Origin of the sequence: Mycobacterium sp. URHD0025, assembly GCF_000426065.1 — a bacterium.
In the GTDB taxonomy this organism is placed as follows: Bacteria; Actinomycetota; Actinomycetes; order Mycobacteriales; family Mycobacteriaceae; genus Mycobacterium.
The window spans coordinates 441,648-458,401 of the sequence record NZ_AUEQ01000009.1 but is presented as its reverse complement, the minus strand read 5'-3'; the positions used below and the strand labels follow the sequence as shown (position 1 = coordinate 458,401).

The following is a 16,754-nucleotide window of genomic DNA, read 5'->3' as shown; positions in this document are numbered from 1 at the left end:
CTGTGACCCATCGTTCCCGTACCTGCCGACAAAAGTTGTTTGCCAGTTAACTTTACGGGAAGGTCTCAGGTTCAGCTCAGGTTCGGGCCTGGCCTGGGGCTCAGCTCCACAACACCGCGATGGCCGATGCAAGCAGCGGCAGCACACCGGCGGCGATGAACAGCGGCATGACCGGTTGGCCGCCTGCGCGACGCTGGCGCGCCGTGCCGATGCCCAGTACCGCGCCTAGCGCGATCAGGATGACCAGCTTGGTGCCGATCTTCGGATAATTGAGGACGATGCCCGCCGGCCAGGGCGCGGCCAGGGCCAGACCGGTGAGCAGTGACAGCGTCATGCCGTAGGTCATCACCGGGGTGATCAGGAAGCGCCGGGCTGCGGCCTCGGCGATCCAGGCGCCGACCATCACCGCGAAACCGAGCAGATGCGCATATACAACTACATTGCGTAGTAGATCCATCGTCGGAGTGTAAGCGCCGCGACAGCGCCTGATCGCCGAACCCGCCGAAGTGCTTCCCGGGCTCGTCCGCATCGGTCACGTAGGCTCGGCCGGGTGCGGCTGCTTCTCATCGCCGATACCCATGTACCCAAGCGCGCCAAGGATCTCCCGGCTCGCGTGTGGGACGAGGTGGATCAAGCCGATGTCGTTGTCCACGCCGGTGATTGGGTCGATCCCACCTTGCTCGACGCGCTCAGCTCGCGTGCGGCGCACCTGATCGGCTGCTGGGGAAACAATGACGGAGCGGAACTGCGCAGGCGACTGCCAGAGCGCGCCGACGTGACTCTGGACGGTCTGCGATTCACCGTCGTGCACGAGACGGGCGCGGCCACCGGTCGGGAGGCCCGGATGGCCAGGGACTACCCGGGCACCGACGTCCTGGTGTTCGGGCACAGCCACATTCCGTGGGATACCACCGCGAAAACCGGCCTGCGCCTGCTCAATCCGGGATCGCCGACCGACCGCCGACGGCAGCCGTACTGTACGTACATGACGGCGCACATCGCCGCGGGTGTGCTCGACGAGGTCACGCTGCACACGTTGGACCGGTCCTGACGCGGCTAGCTCGCCTCGCCCGCACAGATCAGCGTGATGTGCTTGGTGGCCCAATCGCCCAGCGGTTCAAGGGATTCGAGTATCTCCTCGCCTGCGGACGTCATCGAGTGCTCCACCCGTGGCGGCACCTCGTGATAGCTCTCCCGATGCACCACGCCGTGACGCTGAAGCTCCTTGAGGGCACGGGGCCGACGAGATCAGCCGGATCCGCCCGGCAGCCGTGAGCGTTTCGACGCCGTGAGGTGAACGGCACTTTACATATATAGACACGAGGTAAAAACTCAAAACTTGTATTGACAAGTTGTGGTGATGTGGACCACAGTGACCGCATGGGAAATCACAGCTACGACGTCGTGGTCGTCGGTGCGGGCATCGTCGGCCTGGCGCACGCCTATCACGCGCACCAGCGGGGACTGTCTGTCGCCGTCGTCGATCATGCCGACGGTGTCGTCGGCGCCTCGGTCCAGAACTTCGGCCACGCCTGCATCACCGCGCAGTCCGGGGTGGCGCGGGACTATGGCCGCAACGGTCGCCGGCACTGGCTGGACCTGTCCCGTAAGGCCGGCTTCTGGTCGTCGGAGTCGGGAACCTTCTGCATCGCCCGCCACGATGACGAGCGCGCGGTCATGGAGGAGTTCGCGACCACGCGCGACGACGGCGAGGTCCGGCTGCTGAGCCGCGAGCAGATTCTCGAACGGATCCCGGCGGTACCGACCGGGGTCACCGGTGGCATGTACCTACCGAACGATCTGCAGGTCGACCCGCGCACCGCGGCACCGTCGATCGCACGGTGGTTGGCCAGCGAAGGAGTCGATTTCCATTGGCGTACTGCCGCATCCGGTTTCGAGCTCGGTGTAGTGCACACGTCGCGCGGCCCACTACGCGCAGGTACGACGTTCGTCACGGTCAACTATGACGTCGATCGATTGTTCCCCGCGCTGGCCGAACGTGACGGCCTGCTGAGGTGCCGGCTGCACATGCTGCGTGCGCGGCTGCCGCTGGCTTTCGCCCTGCCGGCACCGCTGTTCACCGGTTGGTCGCTGCTGAGGTACTCGGGATTCGAAGGGCTGCCGAGTACCGGGGCAGTGGCCGAGCGGTTGCGTGCCGAACACCCCGACTACGTCGCCATCGACCTGCACCAGATGTACACGCCGCAACCCGATGGCTCTCTGCTGATCGGCGACACCCATTACCGCGACATCTCCGCACCGCCGTTCCAGTCCGAAGAGGGCTTCGCAGTCCTCCTCGAAGAGGCACGGAAACTGTTCGGGGTCAACGACATCGAGGTGACTGAACGCTGGCAGGGCGTCTACACCTCGGCGCCCGGGCAGGAGTTCCTGGTCGAGCAGCCCATCGAGGGCACCCACGTCGTCACCGTCACCACCGGTATCGGCATGACCACCAGCATGGGCCTGGCCTACGACAGCGTCGAAAACGCCCTTGACCGCGACAAAGTCGTCGCACACGCCTGAACGATCCGATTGACGAGAAGGGATAACCCATGAGCACCAAGACAATTGACCCGATCAGCCTCATCGTGTTCGATATGGCAGGCACCACGGTGGAGGACAGCGGGCTGGTTCAGCAGTCATTCCTGGCTGCCGACAGCCATGCGGGGTTGTCGAAGACCGACGCCGACCGCGAGGAGATGCTGCGTTACGTCTCCGACACCATGGGCCAGTCGAAGATCGTGGTCTTCCGTCACTTGGCGAAAGGCAACGAGGAGCAGGCGCAGGCCGCGAACAAGGAGTTCGAACGCTGCTACGGCCAACTGGTGGCCGAGGGCAATTGCAGCCCCATCCCCGGTGCCGAAGAAGTCATTACGTCTTTGCGCTCCAGCGGCATCAAGACCGCGTTGACCACCGGGTTCGCCAAAGAAACCCAGTCGGCCATCATCGACGCGCTCGGATGGCAGAACCTCGCCGATATCGTGCTCTGCCCGTCGCCGGGGGTGCGTGGCCGGCCGTATCCGGACATGCCGCTGGCTGCGCTGATGCAGACCCAGACCGATTCCGTGCGTTCGATGATCGTGCTGGGTGACACTTCTTCCGATGTCATCAGCGGATTGCGCGCGGGCGCGCGGGCCTCTGTCGGTGTGCTGACCGGTGCGCACAACCGGGCACAGCTCTCCGAGGCGGGTGCCACACACATTCTCAACAGCGTCGCCGATCTTCCCGCGCTGGTGGCAGCGCTGCGGTAACCCGAACACAACAGCTCTTGCGGCGGTCGGTCGTAGGCCTGCCTCCCGACCGCCGCACCGCTCTCACGTCGTTCTCTTTCGAGAAACCTGCTTTTGACGTTCGGCCACAGTCTCTCGGCAATCTGCCCCGGCCCGTCAGCACACCGCCTGCAGCACGCCCACATTAGGTGCATTCTCATGACCAACGTAACGACTTCCATCACCCCGACGACAGTCCCGCGCTATCGGCGCTGGCGCATCCAGATTTTTGCGGTCACCTGGATCGCCTACGCCGGCTTCTATTTCACCCGGCAGGCCTTTTCGGTCGCCAAGCTGGGCATTCTCGAAGATCCCATCCTGTCCATCAGCCTGACGAAGAGCACTCTGGCGAACCTCGACGCCGCCTACCTCGCCGCCTATGCCGCCGGTCAGTTCGTCTGGGGCCAGGTTTCGGACCGCTTCGGTCCCCGCGTGGTCATCCTCGGCGGCCTGGCGATATCGGCGATCGCCACCGTGTTCATGGGTCTGCTGCCCGCACTGGTGTTCCTGCTGCCGCTGATGATCGTGCAGGGCCTGGCCCAGTCCACCGGCTGGTCCCCGACGCTGAGCAACATGGCCCAGTTCTTCTCCATCGGAGAACGGGGTCGCGTCCTCGGATTGTGGAGCACCAACTACGCATTCGGCGGCCTGGTGGCCGCACCCATCCTGGGCTGGGCCGCCTACGACGTGTTCGGCTCGTGGCGCGCGGCGTTCTTCACCGGTGCCGCCATCGTGGTCGGGGTGTTCGTGCTCGTGCTGTTGTTCCAGCGCAACAAGCCGCAGGACGTCGGGTTGCCGTCGATCGAGGAGTACCGGGCGTCGGAGGACGCTCGGGAAGGTGTCGAGCTCGATGACTCGCCCGAAGCGGAGGCTGTGGCCGAGCCGAAGCCCACATGGCAGGAATCGCTGAAGGCCGTACTGAGTGACCGGATGGTGAGAACCCTTGGCGCGTCGTACTTCCTGCTCAAGCCGGCTCGCTATGCGATCCTGCTGTGGGGCCCGGTGATCGTCGCCGAGCGCCTGGTCGACGGTGACAAGTTCCAGGCCGTCGCCATCCCGGTGGCATTCGGTGTCGCCGGCGTGATCGCCCCGATCCTGCTTGGCCGGATCTCCGATCGGGTGTTCAGTGCGCGCCGGGTGCCCGCCTGTGTGATCAGTCTGGGAATGCTGGTGGCGGTGCTGGCGCTGTTCGGACCGCTCACTGCGACCGGCAACCCCTGGATCATGGTGGCGGTGCTCGGTCTGATCGGTCTGAGCGTCTACGGCGCCGACGCGATGATCTCCTGTGTCGCCGCGGTGGACTTCGGTACCTCCAAGCACGCCGGTACCGCGGCCGGCTTCATCAACTGCTGCGGCTCGGTGGGCGCGATCCTGGGTGGTCTGCTGCCCGGTTATCTGAACACCTCCACGTTGTTCTATGGATTTGCCGCTGCCGCACTGCTTTCCATGCTGCTTCTGATCCCGCACTGGAACCGGATGCCTGCCGCCGACTGACCCGCGAACAGACATGAAACTGCCTCTTTCCGACGTGAAAGGGGCAGTTTCATGTCTGTTCGGCGGAGGAGAATTTGGTGCGGGCGTTGACGATGCTGAACGCCACCATGTCCGGCCGGTAGCGATCGTCGGCGCATTCGAACACCACGCCGTGCTGATCGCGCGAGACGCGGCGCTCACGGAGCAGCGGACTGCCCGGCGCGATACCGAGGTTTGCGGCGTCGTCGGGACCGGCGGCCACGGCGTCGAGCACGTGCTCCATGGAGTCGAAGTACACGCCGCGGCTGGCGAGGTAGTCGGTCATCGAGCCGGAGTCGGTGTCGAACTCGAACAGCAGAGAACCCACCGGCTCGATGAATGTGCTGCGTTCGATCATCGCGGGCTCGCCGTCGAGCAGTCGCACGCGCAGGACCTCGACCACGAAGTCGTCGGGCGTCAAACCCAATGGCTCCATGGCAGTTTCGGGTACGCGGCGGCGCGCCACCTCGATGGTGCGGTTCCCCGCGGTACGTCCGACCCGCTCGGCCCACTGGGTGAACGGGGTGAACGTGTCCAGCGTCTGCGTGGCGTCGTGACTGCGCACCACCGCGGGCTTGCCCCGCGAGACACGGATCAGGCCCTCGTTCTTCAGTGTGGCCAGGGCTTGGCGTACCGGACCGCGGGACACGTCGAACTCGGCGCACAGCGCACTCTCGGTGGGCAGTGCCTGACCGATCGCGTAGTCGCGGCGGGTGATGCGTTGGCGCAGTTCGGCTGCGACGTGCTCGTGGCGTGAACGGGGCCCCGCCATCCGCATCACCTTCCGGTTGTCATGACAAGTTTGCTACGAGCTACATTACCGTGCCGTGTTCAGGGCAGGCCGCCGTCTACCCGCAGGATCGAGCCGGTGGTGAAGCTGGCTGCGTCCGACATCAGATACAGTGCGGCGCCGACGATCTCGGGCGGGTTGCCGGCCCGTCGCAGGGCAAGGTGGCTGAACGGGTCGCCGGCCATGTCCCACGCCTTGCTGACGTCGGTGAGAAACGGGCCGGCCATCAGGGTGTTGACCCGCACGGTCGGACCGAAGGCCTTCGCCAGACCTTCGGTCATGGCGTTCAGGCCGGCCTTGGCCGCGGCGTAGGGCAGCATGTACTGGTCGGGTCGCAGTGATCCGGATGAGCTGACGTTGACGATCGCGCCTCCGCCGGCGGCGACCATCCGCTCACCGAGCAGGGCCGAAAGCCGGAACGGCCCTTTGAGATTCAGGTTGACGACCGAGTCGAAGAGTTTCTCGGTGACCGAGCCGAGCGATTCGTACAGCGGTGACATGCCGGCGTTGTTGACCAACACGTCGACCTTGCCGAACCGCTCATAGGTGGCCTCGACCAGAGCGTCGAGCTGATCCCACCGCCCCACATGAACCTGACAGGGCAGGGCGGCGCGGCCCGTCGCGGCGGTGATCTCGTCGGCCGCGGCCACGCAGGAGTCCAGATTGCGGCTGGCGATCACGACGTCGGCGCCGCAGCGTGCCGCTCCCATCGCGATCTCGCGGCCGAGCCCCCTGCTGCCGCCCGTGACCAGCACGACCCGATCGGTGAGATCGAACAGTTCGTCGGCATAGCCCATGTCGCAGCCCTCTCCGGCCGTCCCGCACCGCGGCCCTATGGTGACACGGTGCAACTGCTTCTCGTCCGACATGCTCTACCGCTCCGCAGCGAGCCCGGTCAAGGGTCCGACCCTGATCTGTCCGCCGAGGGCATCGCCCAGGCGCAGCGCTTGCCCGCGGCCCTGGCCCGGTTTCCCATCAGCCGGCTCGTCAGCAGCCCGCAGCGGCGTGCGGTCCAGACCGCCGGTCCGCTGGCCGAGGAGCTGGGGCTGCAGGTCGAGGTCGACGAGCGGCTCGCCGAGTACGACCGCGACATGTCGCACTACGTGCCGATCGAGGAGATCGCGAAGGAGAACCCCGAGGAGCTGACCCGGCTCATGCAAGGTCATCTGCCGAGCAGCGTGGACGAGAAGGCATTCCTGGCGCGGATCGATGCCGCCGTCGAGGAACTCGTGGCGAGCGGCGACCATGACGACACCGTCGCGGTGTTCAGCCACGGCGGTGTGATCAACGTGCTGCTGCACCAGATCCTGGGCACCCAGCGGTTGCTGTCCTTCCACGTCGATTACGCGTCGGTCACCCGGCTGCTGTCCTCGCGCTCGGGCAAGTTGGCCGTCGCCTCGGTCAACGGCACCGAGCACGTATGGGACCTGCTGCCACGAAATGTGCGGTGGTAAACAATGACGGTGACCAATCTGGAGGGGCTCGACCTCACTGCTCTGGACCGGCATCTGCGCTCTCAAGGCATCGCCCGCAGTGGCGAGCTGCGCGCCGAGTTGATCGCCGGTGGCCGTTCCAACCTCACCTTCCGGGTGTGCGACGACGCGTCGGCCTGGGTTCTGCGCCGCCCGCCGCTACACGGGCTGACGCCGTCCGCGCACGACATGGCCCGCGAGTACAAGGTGGTCGCGGCGTTGAGCGGCACCGCGGTCCCGGTCGCCCGTGCGGTGACGATGAGCAACGACGACTCCGTGCTGGGCGCGCCGTTCCAGATGGTCGAGAACGTCGACGGCCTCGTCGTCCGCAGCGCGTCAGAACTCGACGCACTCGGTGACGAGCAGGTGATCAGCCGCAGTGTCGACGCCCTGATCCGGGTGCTGGCCGACCTGCACGCGGTGGACCCGCAGGCGGTCGGTCTCGGCGACTTCGGCAAGCCGGCGGGCTACCTGGAACGCCAGGTGCGCCGCTGGAGTTCGCAGTGGGATCTGGTCCGGCTCCCCGACGATCCCCGCGACGACGACGTCAAACGTCTGCATCAGGCCCTGGCCGAGTCGGTTCCCGCGCAGAGCCGCGCCTCGATCGTGCACGGCGACTACCGCATCGACAACACCATCCTGGATGCACAGGACCCGACCAAGGTCCTGGCGGTGCTGGACTGGGAGCTGTCGACGCTGGGCGATCCGTTGTCGGACGCGGCACTGATGTGCGTGTATCGGGACCCGATGTTCAACCTGATCCTGAGCATGGAAGCGGCGTGGAGTTCACCGCTCATGCCGTCGGCCGACGAGCTGGCCAACCGCTATTCGGTGCAGTCGGGCCAGGATCTGGCGCACTGGGACTTCTACATGGCGCTGGCCTACTTCAAGGCCGCGATCATCGCCGCGGGGATCGACTTCCGCGCCCGGCAGGGTTCTGAGTCACCGGGCGGTACCAGCGTGGGCGAAGCGGTGGCACCGGCCATCGCATCGGGTCTGCGCGCTATCGGCTGACGCGTCAGCTGCGCTGCGCGGCCTTGAAGTTCTTCTTGGCCGCGCGGCGCAACTGGAAGATCCGTGCCGAGCCTGCGGCGACGGTCAGTAACCCGCCGGCCACTGCGGCACCGAGGATCGCCACGCCCGTCGGCAACGACCAGTGCCAGCTGATGAACGTCATCGGAACCGGTTCGGTGTTCTGCGCGATGAAGATCAGCAGCACGATCAGCACCAGGAAGCCCAGGATCAGTGCTGACCACAAGGCTCCGGCGCGGGTGAGTTTGGGCTCGGTGGCCTTACTGGTTTTGGCCGGGGTTTTGCCGGGCTCGGGGGCTTTGGCTGGGTCGGGTGCTGCGGGGTCCGGTATGGCCGCAGTGGGCTCAGGCAAATCGGGCGATGCAGACGGATCGCTGGTCATGTTGCCATCTTTGCCCGTCCAGGCGACAAAGCAAACCACCGTGGGGTAAAGCGCGGCGGCATGTCGGGTGTGCCGTTAGGGTCGTCAGAGGCCGATCGTCCAGCCGCCGACGCCGAAAGGACGCGCCTGTGCAGCGCAAACCCCTGGCCATCGCGATGATCCTGCTCGCCCTGATCGTGCCGCTGGCGGTGGCCTGCGGAAGCGCCAATCCGCTGGGCGGCGGACCTATCTCGGGCGACCTCAAATCGATCACGGTCGGCTCCGCCGACTTCCCGGAGTCCAAGATCATCGCCGAGATCTATGCCCAGGCTCTGGAGGCCAACGACTTTCAGATCCGCAGGCAGTTCGGTATCGGCAGCCGTGAGACGTATGTGCCTGCGGTTCAGGATCACTCGATCGATCTGATCCCCGAGTACACCGGAAATCTGCTGCAGTACTTCGACAAGGACGCCACCGCCACGACCTCCGATGAGGTGCTGATCGCGCTGTTCAAAGCCTTGCCGGGGGATTTGTCCATCCTGTATCCCTCACCCGCCGAGGACAAGGACACCCTGGCGGTCACCGCCGAGACCGCCCAGCGCTGGAATCTGAAGACCATCGCCGATCTGACCGCGCACTCGGCTGAGGTGAAAGTGGGTGCACCGTCGGAATTCCAGACCCGCCAGACAGGGCTGGTGGGCCTGAAGTCCCACTACGGGCTGGATATTGCGCCGGTGAACTTCGTCGCGATCAGTGACGGCGGCGGCCCGGCCACGGTGCAGGCGCTGACCAGTGGCGCCGTCACCGCCGCGAACATCTTCAGCACCTCACCGGCTATCGAACAGCACCACCTGGTCCCTCTGGCGGATCCCAAGAACGCCTTCCTGGCCGCCAATGTCGTTCCGCTGGTGGCCTCACAGAAAATGTCCGCTGAGCTCAAGACGGTGCTCGACGCGGTGTCGGCCAAGCTCACCACCGAAGCCCTGATCGAACTGAACACGGCGGTGGAGGGCAATTCCGGCGTCGACCCCGACGAAGCAGCCGAAAAGTGGATCAGGGACAACGGATTCGACAAGGCGATGATCAAGTGATCACCTTCAGCAACGTCACCAAGCAGTACCCCGACGGCACGGTGGCCGTCGACAAACTCAATCTGGAAGTGCCGCAAGGCACGCTGACGGTGTTCGTCGGCCCGTCGGGCTGTGGCAAGACGACGTCCATGCGGATGATCAACCGGATGATCGATCCGACGTCGGGCACCCTCACGGTCAACGGGGAGGACATCAGCACGGTCGACCCGGTCAAGCTGAGGCTCGGCATCGGCTATGTCATCCAGAGTGCCGGGCTTATGCCGCATCTGCGGGTGGTCGACAACGTCGCGACGGTGCCGGTGTTGCGGGGCGAATCCCGGCGCAAGGCGCGCAAGGCCGCGATCGGCGTGATGGAACGGGTGGGGCTCGACCCGAAACTGGCCGACCGCTATCCGGCCCAGCTGTCCGGCGGTCAACAGCAACGCGTCGGAGTGGCCCGCGCGTTGGCCGCCGACCCGCCGATCCTGTTGATGGACGAGCCGTTCAGCGCGGTCGACCCGGTGGTGCGCGAAGATCTGCAGGCCGAAATCCTCCGATTGCAAAGCGAATTGCACAAGACGATCGTGTTCGTCACGCACGACATCGACGAGGCGGTCAAGCTCGGGGACAAGGTCGCGGTGTTCGGCCGCGGTGGGGCACTTCTGCAGTACGCCGATCCGGCATTCGTCCTGTCGAATCCTGCCGACGAACTCGTGGCGGGATTCGTCGGCGCCGACCGCGGTTACCGCGGGCTGCAGTTCTTTCACGCCACCGGTCTGCCCCTGCACCAGATCGAGCACGTCGACGCGGACGACATCGACGCGCTGAACCTGAGCCCGGGGGAGTGGAGGCTGGTCATCAAGTCCGGCACGCCGTTCGCCTGGATCAACGCCGAAGGCGTCGAGGTGCACCGCAAGGGCAATGAGCTCTACGACAGCACCATCGGCGGCGGTTCTTTCTTTCCACCCGACGGCAACCTGCGGCAGGCACTGGACTCCGCACTGTCCTCACCGAGCGGGCTCGGTGTCGCGGTCGACGACGACGGCAAGCTCCTCGGGGGTGTGCGCGCCGACGACGTGCTCGAGGCGCTCAAGGAGCAGCGCCGCGTTCCGGAGCTGGGGTAGCCCATGCGGTATCTGCTGAACCATCTCGACGACCTGTGGGTGCTGACGGTCGTGCACCTGCGGTTGTCGTTGGTGCCGATCGTGCTGGGGCTGGTGATCGCCGTACCGCTGGGAGCGGCGGTTCAGCGCACCACGGCCCTGCGGCGGATGACCACGCTCACCGCGAGCATCATCTTCACCATTCCGTCGCTCGCATTGTTCGTGGTGCTGCCGTTGATCATTCCGACCCGCATCCTGGATGAGGCGAATGTCATTGTCGCCCTGACGCTTTACACCACCGCACTGTTGGTGCGCGCGGTGCCCGAGGCGCTCGACGCGGTGCCCGAGCAGGTCCGCGACGCCGCGACGGCGATCGGCTACCGGCCGTTGGTGCGGATGCTCAAGGTGGAGCTTCCGCTGGCCATCCCGGTGTTGACGGCGGGATTGCGCGTCGTCGCGGTCACCAATATCTCGATGGTGTCGGTGGGCTCGGTGATCGGCATCGGCGGCCTTGGCACCTGGTTCACCGAGGGCTACCAGTCGAACAAGAGCGACCAGATCATCGCCGGGATCATCGCGATCTTCGTGTTGGCCGTCGTCATCGACACCCTGATCATGTTGGCAGGCAGGGCGATCACGCCGTGGAACCGGCAACCGAAGGCGTCCCGAATTTCGCGTCGTGCCGAGGCGGTGGCATGAACTTCCTGCAGCAGGCACTGGACTTCATCTTCACCGCCGCCAACTGGACCGGGCCCGCCGGACTGACGGCCCGCATCGTCGAGCATCTGCAGTACACCGGGGTCGCGGTACTGGCTTCGATGCTGGTCGCGATTCCCGTCGGCCTGCTCATCGGGCACACCGGCCGCGGTACCTTCCTGATCGTCACCGGGGTCAACGCGCTGCGCGCACTGCCCACGCTGGGCGTGCTGCTGCTCGGGGTCCTGTTGTGGGGACTGGGCCTGGTGCCGCCGACGGTCGCCCTGATGCTGCTGGGCATCCCGCCGCTGTTGGCAGGGACCTACGCCGGAATCGCGAATGTGGACCCCGCGGTGGTGGACGCGGCGCGTTCGATGGGCATGACCGAGCGCCGGGTGCTGTTCGGGGTCGAGGTGCCCAATGCGCTGCCGTTGATCGTGGGTGGCTTGCGCACCGCGACGCTTCAGATCGTGGCGACGGCGACGGTCGCCGCGTATGCGAGCCTCGGTGGGCTGGGCCGGTATCTGATCGACGGCATCAAGGTGCGCCAGTTCCACATCGCTCTGGTGGGTGCGCTCATGGTCACGGCCTTGGCCTTGATTCTCGATGCCGCGCTGGCGTTCGCGGTGTGGTTGTCGGTGCCCGGTAGTGGCCGGTTGGGAGGTGGGCGACGGATTCCGCAGCCGTTGCTCAGTGACGAGGTCGCACTCGAGTCGCGTTCGGTGAGGACTTCCGGACTCGGCTACGAACGCCGCGCGTCGTCGCATACGGTATAAGGGTGAGCGACCAGAAGGACCGTGCCTGGCCGGCAGTGTTGACGTGGCGGGCGCACGATGTATCGCGGATGGAGTCTGTTCGGGTTCAGTTGTCGGGCAAGCGAATCAAGGCCTACGGCCGGATCGTGGCCGCAGCCACCGGCTCCCACCCGGCGTTCTCTGCGTCCTATGACCTGATCACCGACGAGACCGGTGCCACCAAGCGACTCTCGCTCACCGTGACGCTGGCCGAGCGGGAACGCCAGCTCTCCATCGCCCGCGATGAGGAGAACATGTGGCTGGTGCAGGACCACACCCAGACCAAGCGCTCCGACTTCGGCGGCGCGCTCGACGTCGACGTCGTGTTCAGCCCGTTCTTCAATGCGCTGCCCATCCGGCGGACCGGACTTCACGAGCGCGCTGAGTCGATGACCCTGCCGGTCGTCTACGTGCGCTTGCCGGACTTCTCGGTGGAGACCGCCAGCATCAGCTACACCAGTTCCGGCCCGGACGCCGGGGTGAAGCTGCGTTCGCCGGTCGCCGACACCACCATCACCGTGGATTCCGACGGTTTCATCCTTGATTACCCAGGACTGGCAGAGCGGATCTGATCACCCCGCCGGCTCGTCCGGCGGCGGCCAGCTCGGCCCGCCAGTTGTCCGTGCCCACCACCGTCGTCATGATCTCGGGGCGGCTGAAGCTGTCGTAGCGCATCCGGGCGGCGTGACCGGGCTCGACCAGCTCGGCAACCGAACCCGTGGCGGCCAGGGTTTTCTTGGCGCTCGTCAGCAGTTCGATGCCGCGCTCCAGCGTGGGCAGCAGCTGGTCGGCGTTGGCCTCGCACATGGCCCGCACCAGGTGCGGTGCGGTGGCCGCCACCCGGGTGCCGTCGCGGAACGATCCGGCGGCCAGGGCGAAGGCCAGCGGTACGTCGCCGGCCATCACGGCCAGGGTTTCGGCGAACAGGTGTGGCAGGTGCGAGATGGCGGCCGCGGCGGCGTCGTGCTCATCGGAGCGGGCCGGCACTACGACCGCGTGACAGTCCAGTGCCAGCTGGGTGACCAGCGACCACACCCGCGCATCGACGTGATCGTCCACGCTGACCACCCACGGGGCGCCGGTGAAAAGTGCGGCGTCCCCGGCCGACCAGCCCGAATGCGCCGTGCCCGCCATCGGGTGGCCACCGACGAAGTTCGGTAACAGATCTGCTCGACGCACTTCATCGAGCACTGCCCCCTTGACGCTGATGACGTCGGTCAGCGGACACTGCGGTGCCGTCTGCTTGACGTGGGCGAGTATCTGCGGCAGAGCCGGCATCGGCACCGCCACCACGATCAGCGCGTTGCGGTCGGCGGCCCGGCCCAGTGCCTCGTCGAGGTTCTCGGTCGCATCGAACCCGTCGAACCTCGCGGCCGCGACGGCCTCCATCGACCGGTTGTAGCCGAAGACCTCGCGGCCGGCTCCGGCGGCGGCACGCATCAGCGATCCACCGATCAGGCCGAGGCCTACCACACACACGGGGGTGTTCGTCACGCATCAAGGTTGGCATACGGCTGTGCCGGAGCCGAGGGTGATCCCTGTCAAAATTGCTGGTCGGCGACTACCGTAGGCGGGCATGGGAGCACAGCGTGCGCCGGCAGACCTGCCCGATGGCTTCGGGGTGGCCGTTGTCCGGGAGGACGGCAAGTGGCGGTGCGCCCCCATGCGTTCGTCGTCATTGAAGAGTCTGACCGCGGCCGAGACCGAGCTTCGTGAGCTGCGCAGTGCCGGGGCGGTCTTCGGGCTGCTCGACGTGGATGACGAATTCTTCGTGATCGTGAGGCCTGCACCTGCGGGAACCCGGCTGTTGCTGTCGGATGCCACGGCTGCGCTGGACTACGACATCGCCGCCGAGGCGCTGGAGAATCTCGACGCCGATCTCGATGAAGAGGATCTCGAAGACTCGGATCCGTTCGAGGAGGGCGACCTCTCGGTGCTGTCGGACATCGGTCTGCACGAGGACGTGCTTGGCGTGATCCTGTCCGAAACCGACCTGTACGCCGACGAGCAGATCGGGCGCATCGCCCGCGAGATGGGCTTCGCCGACGAGTTGTCGGCGGTGCTCGACCGGCTCGGTCGGTGAGTGCCTCAGACCAAGCCCTGATCCGCGCGGCGCTGGAGGCTGCCCGCACGGCCGGGCCGCGTGATGTGCCGATCGGTGCGGTGGTGTTCGCGGCCGACGGCACCGAGCTGGCCCGCGCGGCCAATGTCCGTGAGGCCACCGGCGACCCGGCCGGGCATGCCGAGATCGTGGCGATGCGCGAGGCCGCCCGGGTGCTCGGCGACGGGTGGCGCCTCGAAGGTGTGACGCTGGCCGTGACCGTCGAGCCGTGCACGATGTGCGCGGGTGCGCTGGTGCTGGCCCGGGTGGCGCGGGTGGTGTTCGGGGCGTGGGAGCCCAAGACCGGTGCGGTGGGCTCGCTGTGGGATGTGGTGCGCGATCGTCGGCTCAATCACCGTCCCGAGGTGGTCGGCGGAGTGCTGGCCGACGAGTGCGCGGCGCTGCTGGAGGAATTCTTCGCCGCCCAGCGCTAGTTCCCGCCAGACTCGCGACCGATTAGGGCTGGCGGCCCTCGCCCGGTAAGCTGCCACACGGTGGCGTGTCCGAGCGGCCTAAGGAGCACGCCTCGAAAGCGTGTGACGGGTAACCCCCGTCCGAGGGTTCAAATCCCTCCGCCACCGCCATAGCCTCTGATCTGTTAACGCAGGTCGGAGGCTATTTTTTGTCTGCTGCCCCGACTACTGGGCTGAAGGTGGCCGCATTTTGGCCGCAATCTCCGGTGAATATTTGGCATGGAGCGTGACGGCGACCGCGTCCAAATCATCGTCGAACAGGTCCGCATAGGTGTCCAGAGTGACCTTCGCAGACTTGTGGCCGAGCATCCGTTGCAATGCCAACACGTTGACGCCGGCCGAGATCGCCAGTGACGCGCACGTGTGCCGCAGATCATGCGGCGTGATCGGCTGGACCTTGGCCCGTTTCACTGCCCCGGCGAACCAGCCGCGGGTCGACTTGGGCCGCGGAAGATATCCGTCGGCCGGCCCCGCGAACACCAGATCATCATCGGCGCGGTCCCTCCGCAGCACCGACAACTCTTCCAGCACGAACGCCGGCACCGGGACAGTCCGATCCTCTCGACTCTTGGTGCGGCCGACAGAATGCGTCACGCCGAGTTGCACAGCGTTCGTAGACACCGAGATCCGCCGGCGTAGGAACTCGACATCCCGCCACCGCAGGCCGATGGCCTCGCCCCACCGCAGTCCGCAATACGCGAGCACGAGCACCAGGGCGCGATGCTCGCCCGACTCGGCGGCCAGGCGGTGTACGTCATCACCGGACAAGTAGATACGGCGGCGCGCCGTTTTGCGCGGTAGGTTCTCGACGCCGCGGGCGGGATTGGTTGCGATCCGCTTGGCCTTTACCGCATCGGCCAGAATGCCTGACAACACGCCGTGTGCCCGCAGCACTGTCGTTGCGCCGGAGCCTTTGTCTGTCATCGTCGCTATCCAGTCCTCGACGGCGAGGATGTCGACATCAGCGACGCGGACAGTCGCCCACCGTGGCGCAACATGGACCCGCCAAGCGGATTCGAGCATCCGGTAGTGGGACGGCGCCATGCCCTGCTTGCGCGTCAGCCAGTCGGGCCCGAGCTCAGCGATACGGACACGGCCGAGCGCCGGCCGCACGTACTCACCGCGCATCTTCGACACTTCGACTGTCGCGGCGAACGCTTCCGCGTCGCGCTTGGTTTTGAACCCGCGCTTCTGTGTCTCGCCCCGATCGGGCGTGTAATACCGAACCCTGTAACGGGATTCGCCTGCTGCCGTCTGATACCGGCTAATCGCGGCCATCGGCTAGGGCCCGCTCAAGCTCGGTTTGCAGCTCCCGCGCGATGTGCCCTTTTCGCTGCTGGTTGGCGCCATCCCCGGCGCGCCGGTCACGTTCTTCACTGAACGTACGCTGCCAGAGCACCGACGAGATGTCCGCAAGTCCGTCACGCGATATGCCAAGCTTCTTCGCGATCCTGTCTTCTGCCAGTCCAGACCGGCGTAGAACTGACGCCGACAAATGCTGAAAATTGCCGCTAAATGCGCTGATCCTGTCGGCAGGGATTAGTCGCCGGAACTCGCGCGCCAGCATCGCCTCCTGGTACTCGTCATACCAGGTGTCCAGGATCCAACCGCTACCAGACAACGCTAGAGATAGATGCTTGGCGGGTAGCGACAGGTCCTCGCTGAGTTGCACGCAGCCGTCAGTTCCTACCAGATCGGCGAGCTGCACTTCGTTGCCGTCCGACCCCTCTTCGGTGGCGTCGCTCGTCGCCTGAGCGGCGCGTTGTAGCGCCAGACTCACCAGCAGCACTGTCGCAAACGTCGGGGAAGTCCGTCCCGCCTCGAAGTCGCTGACGCGTGACGTCGACCATTTGAGCCCGGCATCGCGAGCGTAAGTCGCTAGCTCGTCTTGGGACAAACCGAGCGATTTACGAATGCGCTGGCAGTTGCGGCCGACCACCACGGCCAACGGCAGGCACTTTTCGGCTTCCGTCACGAGAAAAATACTACGGCTATCTCCGTTGCTTGACAAGGTAGCCCGGGCATGCTTCGCTGTGCGTGAAGCTACGAAATAACCCGTAGCTTGAGATATCGCTACATCA

At 66.0% G+C, this 16,754-nt stretch carries 20 protein-coding genes, 1 tRNA gene and 1 pseudogene; 14 read left to right on the top strand and 8 right to left on the bottom strand.

Annotation, left to right across the window (positions count from 1 at the left end):
* Window positions 1-100: 100 nt before the first annotated feature.
* On the bottom strand, window positions 101-457 hold the full coding sequence (locus H977_RS0114910; protein ID WP_029108605.1) for a hypothetical protein: 357 nt from the start codon (window positions 455-457) through the stop codon (window positions 101-103).
* A 93-nt stretch (window positions 458-550) separates the two neighbouring features.
* Between H977_RS0114910 and H977_RS0114905 the strand changes: the two genes are divergently transcribed.
* Window positions 551-1,051, top strand: coding sequence for a metallophosphoesterase family protein (locus H977_RS0114905; protein WP_029108604.1), 501 nt, complete (start codon window positions 551-553; stop codon window positions 1,049-1,051).
* A 5-nt stretch (window positions 1,052-1,056) separates the two neighbouring features.
* Here H977_RS0114905 and H977_RS33235 read toward each other — a convergent pair.
* Window positions 1,057-1,230, bottom strand: a pseudogene (locus tag H977_RS33235) (winged helix-turn-helix transcriptional regulator); the annotation flags it as partial.
* A 150-nt stretch (window positions 1,231-1,380) separates the two neighbouring features.
* On the opposite strand from H977_RS33235, the gene H977_RS0114895 reads away from it, so the two are divergent.
* The 3 genes from H977_RS0114895 to H977_RS0114885 all read left to right on the top strand — a co-directional run bounded on the left by H977_RS0114895 (window position 1,381) and on the right by H977_RS0114885 (window position 4,763).
* Window positions 1,381-2,523, top strand: a complete 1,143-nt coding sequence (locus H977_RS0114895; RefSeq protein ID WP_029108603.1) for a TIGR03364 family FAD-dependent oxidoreductase — start codon at window positions 1,381-1,383, stop codon at window positions 2,521-2,523.
* 29 nt (window positions 2,524-2,552) lie between these two features.
* Window positions 2,553-3,251: a phosphonatase-like hydrolase gene (locus H977_RS0114890; RefSeq protein ID WP_029108602.1), complete on the top strand. Its 699-nt coding sequence runs from the start codon at window positions 2,553-2,555 to the stop codon at window positions 3,249-3,251.
* A 177-nt stretch (window positions 3,252-3,428) separates the two neighbouring features.
* Window positions 3,429-4,763 (top strand): MFS transporter, encoded by a 1,335-nt coding sequence (locus H977_RS0114885; protein ID WP_029108601.1) that lies wholly within the window; start codon window positions 3,429-3,431, stop codon window positions 4,761-4,763.
* Between the two features lie 49 nt (window positions 4,764-4,812).
* Here H977_RS0114885 and H977_RS0114880 read toward each other — a convergent pair whose 3' ends face one another.
* Together H977_RS0114880 and H977_RS0114875 are read right to left on the bottom strand one after the other, a co-directional pair.
* Window positions 4,813-5,553 (bottom strand): GntR family transcriptional regulator, encoded by a 741-nt coding sequence (locus H977_RS0114880; protein ID WP_029108600.1) that lies wholly within the window; start codon window positions 5,551-5,553, stop codon window positions 4,813-4,815.
* 59 nt (window positions 5,554-5,612) lie between these two features.
* A complete protein-coding gene (locus H977_RS0114875) occupies window positions 5,613-6,368 on the bottom strand; it encodes an SDR family NAD(P)-dependent oxidoreductase (protein ID WP_029108599.1) in 756 nt (251 codons plus the stop codon).
* A 48-nt stretch (window positions 6,369-6,416) separates the two neighbouring features.
* Between H977_RS0114875 and H977_RS0114870 the strand changes: the two genes are divergently transcribed.
* Together H977_RS0114870 and H977_RS0114865 are read left to right on the top strand one after the other, a co-directional pair.
* Complete coding sequence (locus H977_RS0114870) at window positions 6,417-7,025, top strand: histidine phosphatase family protein (protein ID WP_029108598.1); 609 nt, start codon at window positions 6,417-6,419, stop codon at window positions 7,023-7,025.
* A gap of 3 nt (window positions 7,026-7,028) precedes the next feature.
* Window positions 7,029-8,057 carry a phosphotransferase family protein gene (locus tag H977_RS0114865; protein WP_036475970.1) on the top strand — a complete coding sequence of 343 codons (1,029 nt, stop codon included), beginning with the start codon at window positions 7,029-7,031 and terminating at the stop codon, window positions 8,055-8,057.
* Window positions 8,058-8,061: 4 nt separating this feature from the next.
* Here the strand turns inward: H977_RS0114865 and H977_RS0114860 are convergent, their stop codons facing one another.
* Window positions 8,062-8,457 carry a LapA family protein gene (locus tag H977_RS0114860; protein ID WP_029108596.1) on the bottom strand — a complete coding sequence of 132 codons (396 nt, stop codon included), beginning with the start codon at window positions 8,455-8,457 and terminating at the stop codon, window positions 8,062-8,064.
* Between the two features lie 155 nt (window positions 8,458-8,612).
* Between H977_RS0114860 and H977_RS0114855 the strand changes: the two genes are divergently transcribed.
* From H977_RS0114855 to H977_RS0114835, 5 genes are read left to right on the top strand one after another with little or no spacing between them, the layout of a single operon-like run.
* The gene (locus tag H977_RS0114855) at window positions 8,613-9,527 is read left to right on the top strand and encodes an ABC transporter substrate-binding protein (protein WP_051288873.1); all 915 of its coding nucleotides are present in this window, start codon (window positions 8,613-8,615) and stop codon (window positions 9,525-9,527) included.
* Entirely contained in the window at window positions 9,524-10,630 is a 1,107-nt protein-coding gene (locus tag H977_RS0114850; protein ID WP_029108594.1) for an ABC transporter ATP-binding protein, read from the top strand. Before H977_RS0114855 ends, H977_RS0114850 begins: the two co-directional genes overlap by 4 nt.
* A gap of 3 nt (window positions 10,631-10,633) precedes the next feature.
* Complete coding sequence (locus H977_RS0114845; RefSeq protein ID WP_029108593.1) at window positions 10,634-11,308, top strand: ABC transporter permease; 675 nt, start codon at window positions 10,634-10,636, stop codon at window positions 11,306-11,308.
* On the top strand, window positions 11,305-12,081 hold the full coding sequence (locus H977_RS0114840; protein ID WP_029108592.1) for an ABC transporter permease: 777 nt from the start codon (window positions 11,305-11,307) through the stop codon (window positions 12,079-12,081). Before H977_RS0114845 ends, H977_RS0114840 begins: the two co-directional genes overlap by 4 nt.
* Window positions 12,078-12,671, top strand: a complete 594-nt coding sequence (locus H977_RS0114835) for a putative glycolipid-binding domain-containing protein (protein ID WP_036475969.1) — start codon at window positions 12,078-12,080, stop codon at window positions 12,669-12,671. The genes H977_RS0114840 and H977_RS0114835 overlap by 4 nt, the downstream gene beginning before the upstream one ends.
* On the opposite strand, the gene H977_RS0114830 is transcribed toward H977_RS0114835, so the two are convergent.
* The gene (locus tag H977_RS0114830; RefSeq protein ID WP_029108590.1) at window positions 12,634-13,578 is read right to left on the bottom strand and encodes a prephenate dehydrogenase; all 945 of its coding nucleotides are present in this window, start codon (window positions 13,576-13,578) and stop codon (window positions 12,634-12,636) included. The two genes, H977_RS0114835 and H977_RS0114830, sit on opposite strands and share 38 nt — an antisense overlap.
* 97 nt (window positions 13,579-13,675) lie before the next feature.
* Between H977_RS0114830 and H977_RS0114825 the strand changes: the two genes are divergently transcribed.
* The 3 genes from H977_RS0114825 (at window position 13,676) to H977_RS0114815 (ending at window position 14,784) form a co-directional block, all read left to right on the top strand.
* Window positions 13,676-14,182: a tRNA adenosine deaminase-associated protein gene (locus tag H977_RS0114825; RefSeq protein ID WP_029108589.1), complete on the top strand. Its 507-nt coding sequence runs from the start codon at window positions 13,676-13,678 to the stop codon at window positions 14,180-14,182.
* A complete protein-coding gene (locus tag H977_RS0114820) occupies window positions 14,179-14,634 on the top strand; it encodes a nucleoside deaminase (protein ID WP_029108588.1) in 456 nt (151 codons plus the stop codon). Before H977_RS0114825 ends, H977_RS0114820 begins: the two co-directional genes overlap by 4 nt.
* Window positions 14,635-14,693: 59 nt before the next feature.
* Window positions 14,694-14,784, top strand: a tRNA-Ser gene (locus tag H977_RS0114815).
* Between the two features lie 54 nt (window positions 14,785-14,838).
* Here H977_RS0114815 and H977_RS0114810 read toward each other — a convergent pair.
* Together H977_RS0114810 and H977_RS0114805 are read right to left on the bottom strand one after the other, a co-directional pair.
* A complete protein-coding gene (locus tag H977_RS0114810) occupies window positions 14,839-15,951 on the bottom strand; it encodes a site-specific integrase (protein ID WP_029108587.1) in 1,113 nt (370 codons plus the stop codon).
* Window positions 15,938-16,648, bottom strand: coding sequence for a helix-turn-helix domain-containing protein (locus H977_RS0114805; protein ID WP_029108586.1), 711 nt, complete (start codon window positions 16,646-16,648; stop codon window positions 15,938-15,940). Before H977_RS0114805 ends, H977_RS0114810 begins: the two co-directional genes overlap by 14 nt.
* Window positions 16,649-16,754 lie beyond the last annotated feature (106 nt).

Excerpts from the sequence above, each read along its gene's own strand:
- H977_RS0114910 (WP_029108605.1), bottom strand. The coding sequence starts at position 457 with ATGGATCTACTACGCAATGTAGTTGTATATGCGCATCTGCTCGGTTTC.
- H977_RS0114895 (WP_029108603.1), top strand. The coding sequence starts at position 1,381 with ATGGGAAATCACAGCTACGACGTCGTGGTCGTCGGTGCGGGCATCGTC.
- H977_RS0114890 (WP_029108602.1), top strand. The coding sequence starts at position 2,553 with ATGAGCACCAAGACAATTGACCCGATCAGCCTCATCGTGTTCGATATG.
- H977_RS0114885 (WP_029108601.1), top strand. The coding sequence starts at position 3,429 with ATGACCAACGTAACGACTTCCATCACCCCGACGACAGTCCCGCGCTAT.
- H977_RS0114880 (WP_029108600.1), bottom strand. The coding sequence starts at position 5,553 with ATGGCGGGGCCCCGTTCACGCCACGAGCACGTCGCAGCCGAACTGCGC.
- H977_RS0114875 (WP_029108599.1), bottom strand. The coding sequence starts at position 6,368 with ATGGGCTATGCCGACGAACTGTTCGATCTCACCGATCGGGTCGTGCTG.
- H977_RS0114865 (WP_036475970.1), top strand. The coding sequence starts at position 7,029 with ATGACGGTGACCAATCTGGAGGGGCTCGACCTCACTGCTCTGGACCGG.
- H977_RS0114860 (WP_029108596.1), bottom strand. The coding sequence starts at position 8,457 with ATGACCAGCGATCCGTCTGCATCGCCCGATTTGCCTGAGCCCACTGCG.
- H977_RS0114855 (WP_051288873.1), top strand. The coding sequence starts at position 8,613 with ATGATCCTGCTCGCCCTGATCGTGCCGCTGGCGGTGGCCTGCGGAAGC.
- H977_RS0114845 (WP_029108593.1), top strand. The coding sequence starts at position 10,634 with ATGCGGTATCTGCTGAACCATCTCGACGACCTGTGGGTGCTGACGGTC.
- H977_RS0114840 (WP_029108592.1), top strand. The coding sequence starts at position 11,305 with ATGAACTTCCTGCAGCAGGCACTGGACTTCATCTTCACCGCCGCCAAC.
- H977_RS0114825 (WP_029108589.1), top strand. The coding sequence starts at position 13,676 with ATGGGAGCACAGCGTGCGCCGGCAGACCTGCCCGATGGCTTCGGGGTG.
- H977_RS0114810 (WP_029108587.1), bottom strand. The coding sequence starts at position 15,951 with ATGGCCGCGATTAGCCGGTATCAGACGGCAGCAGGCGAATCCCGTTAC.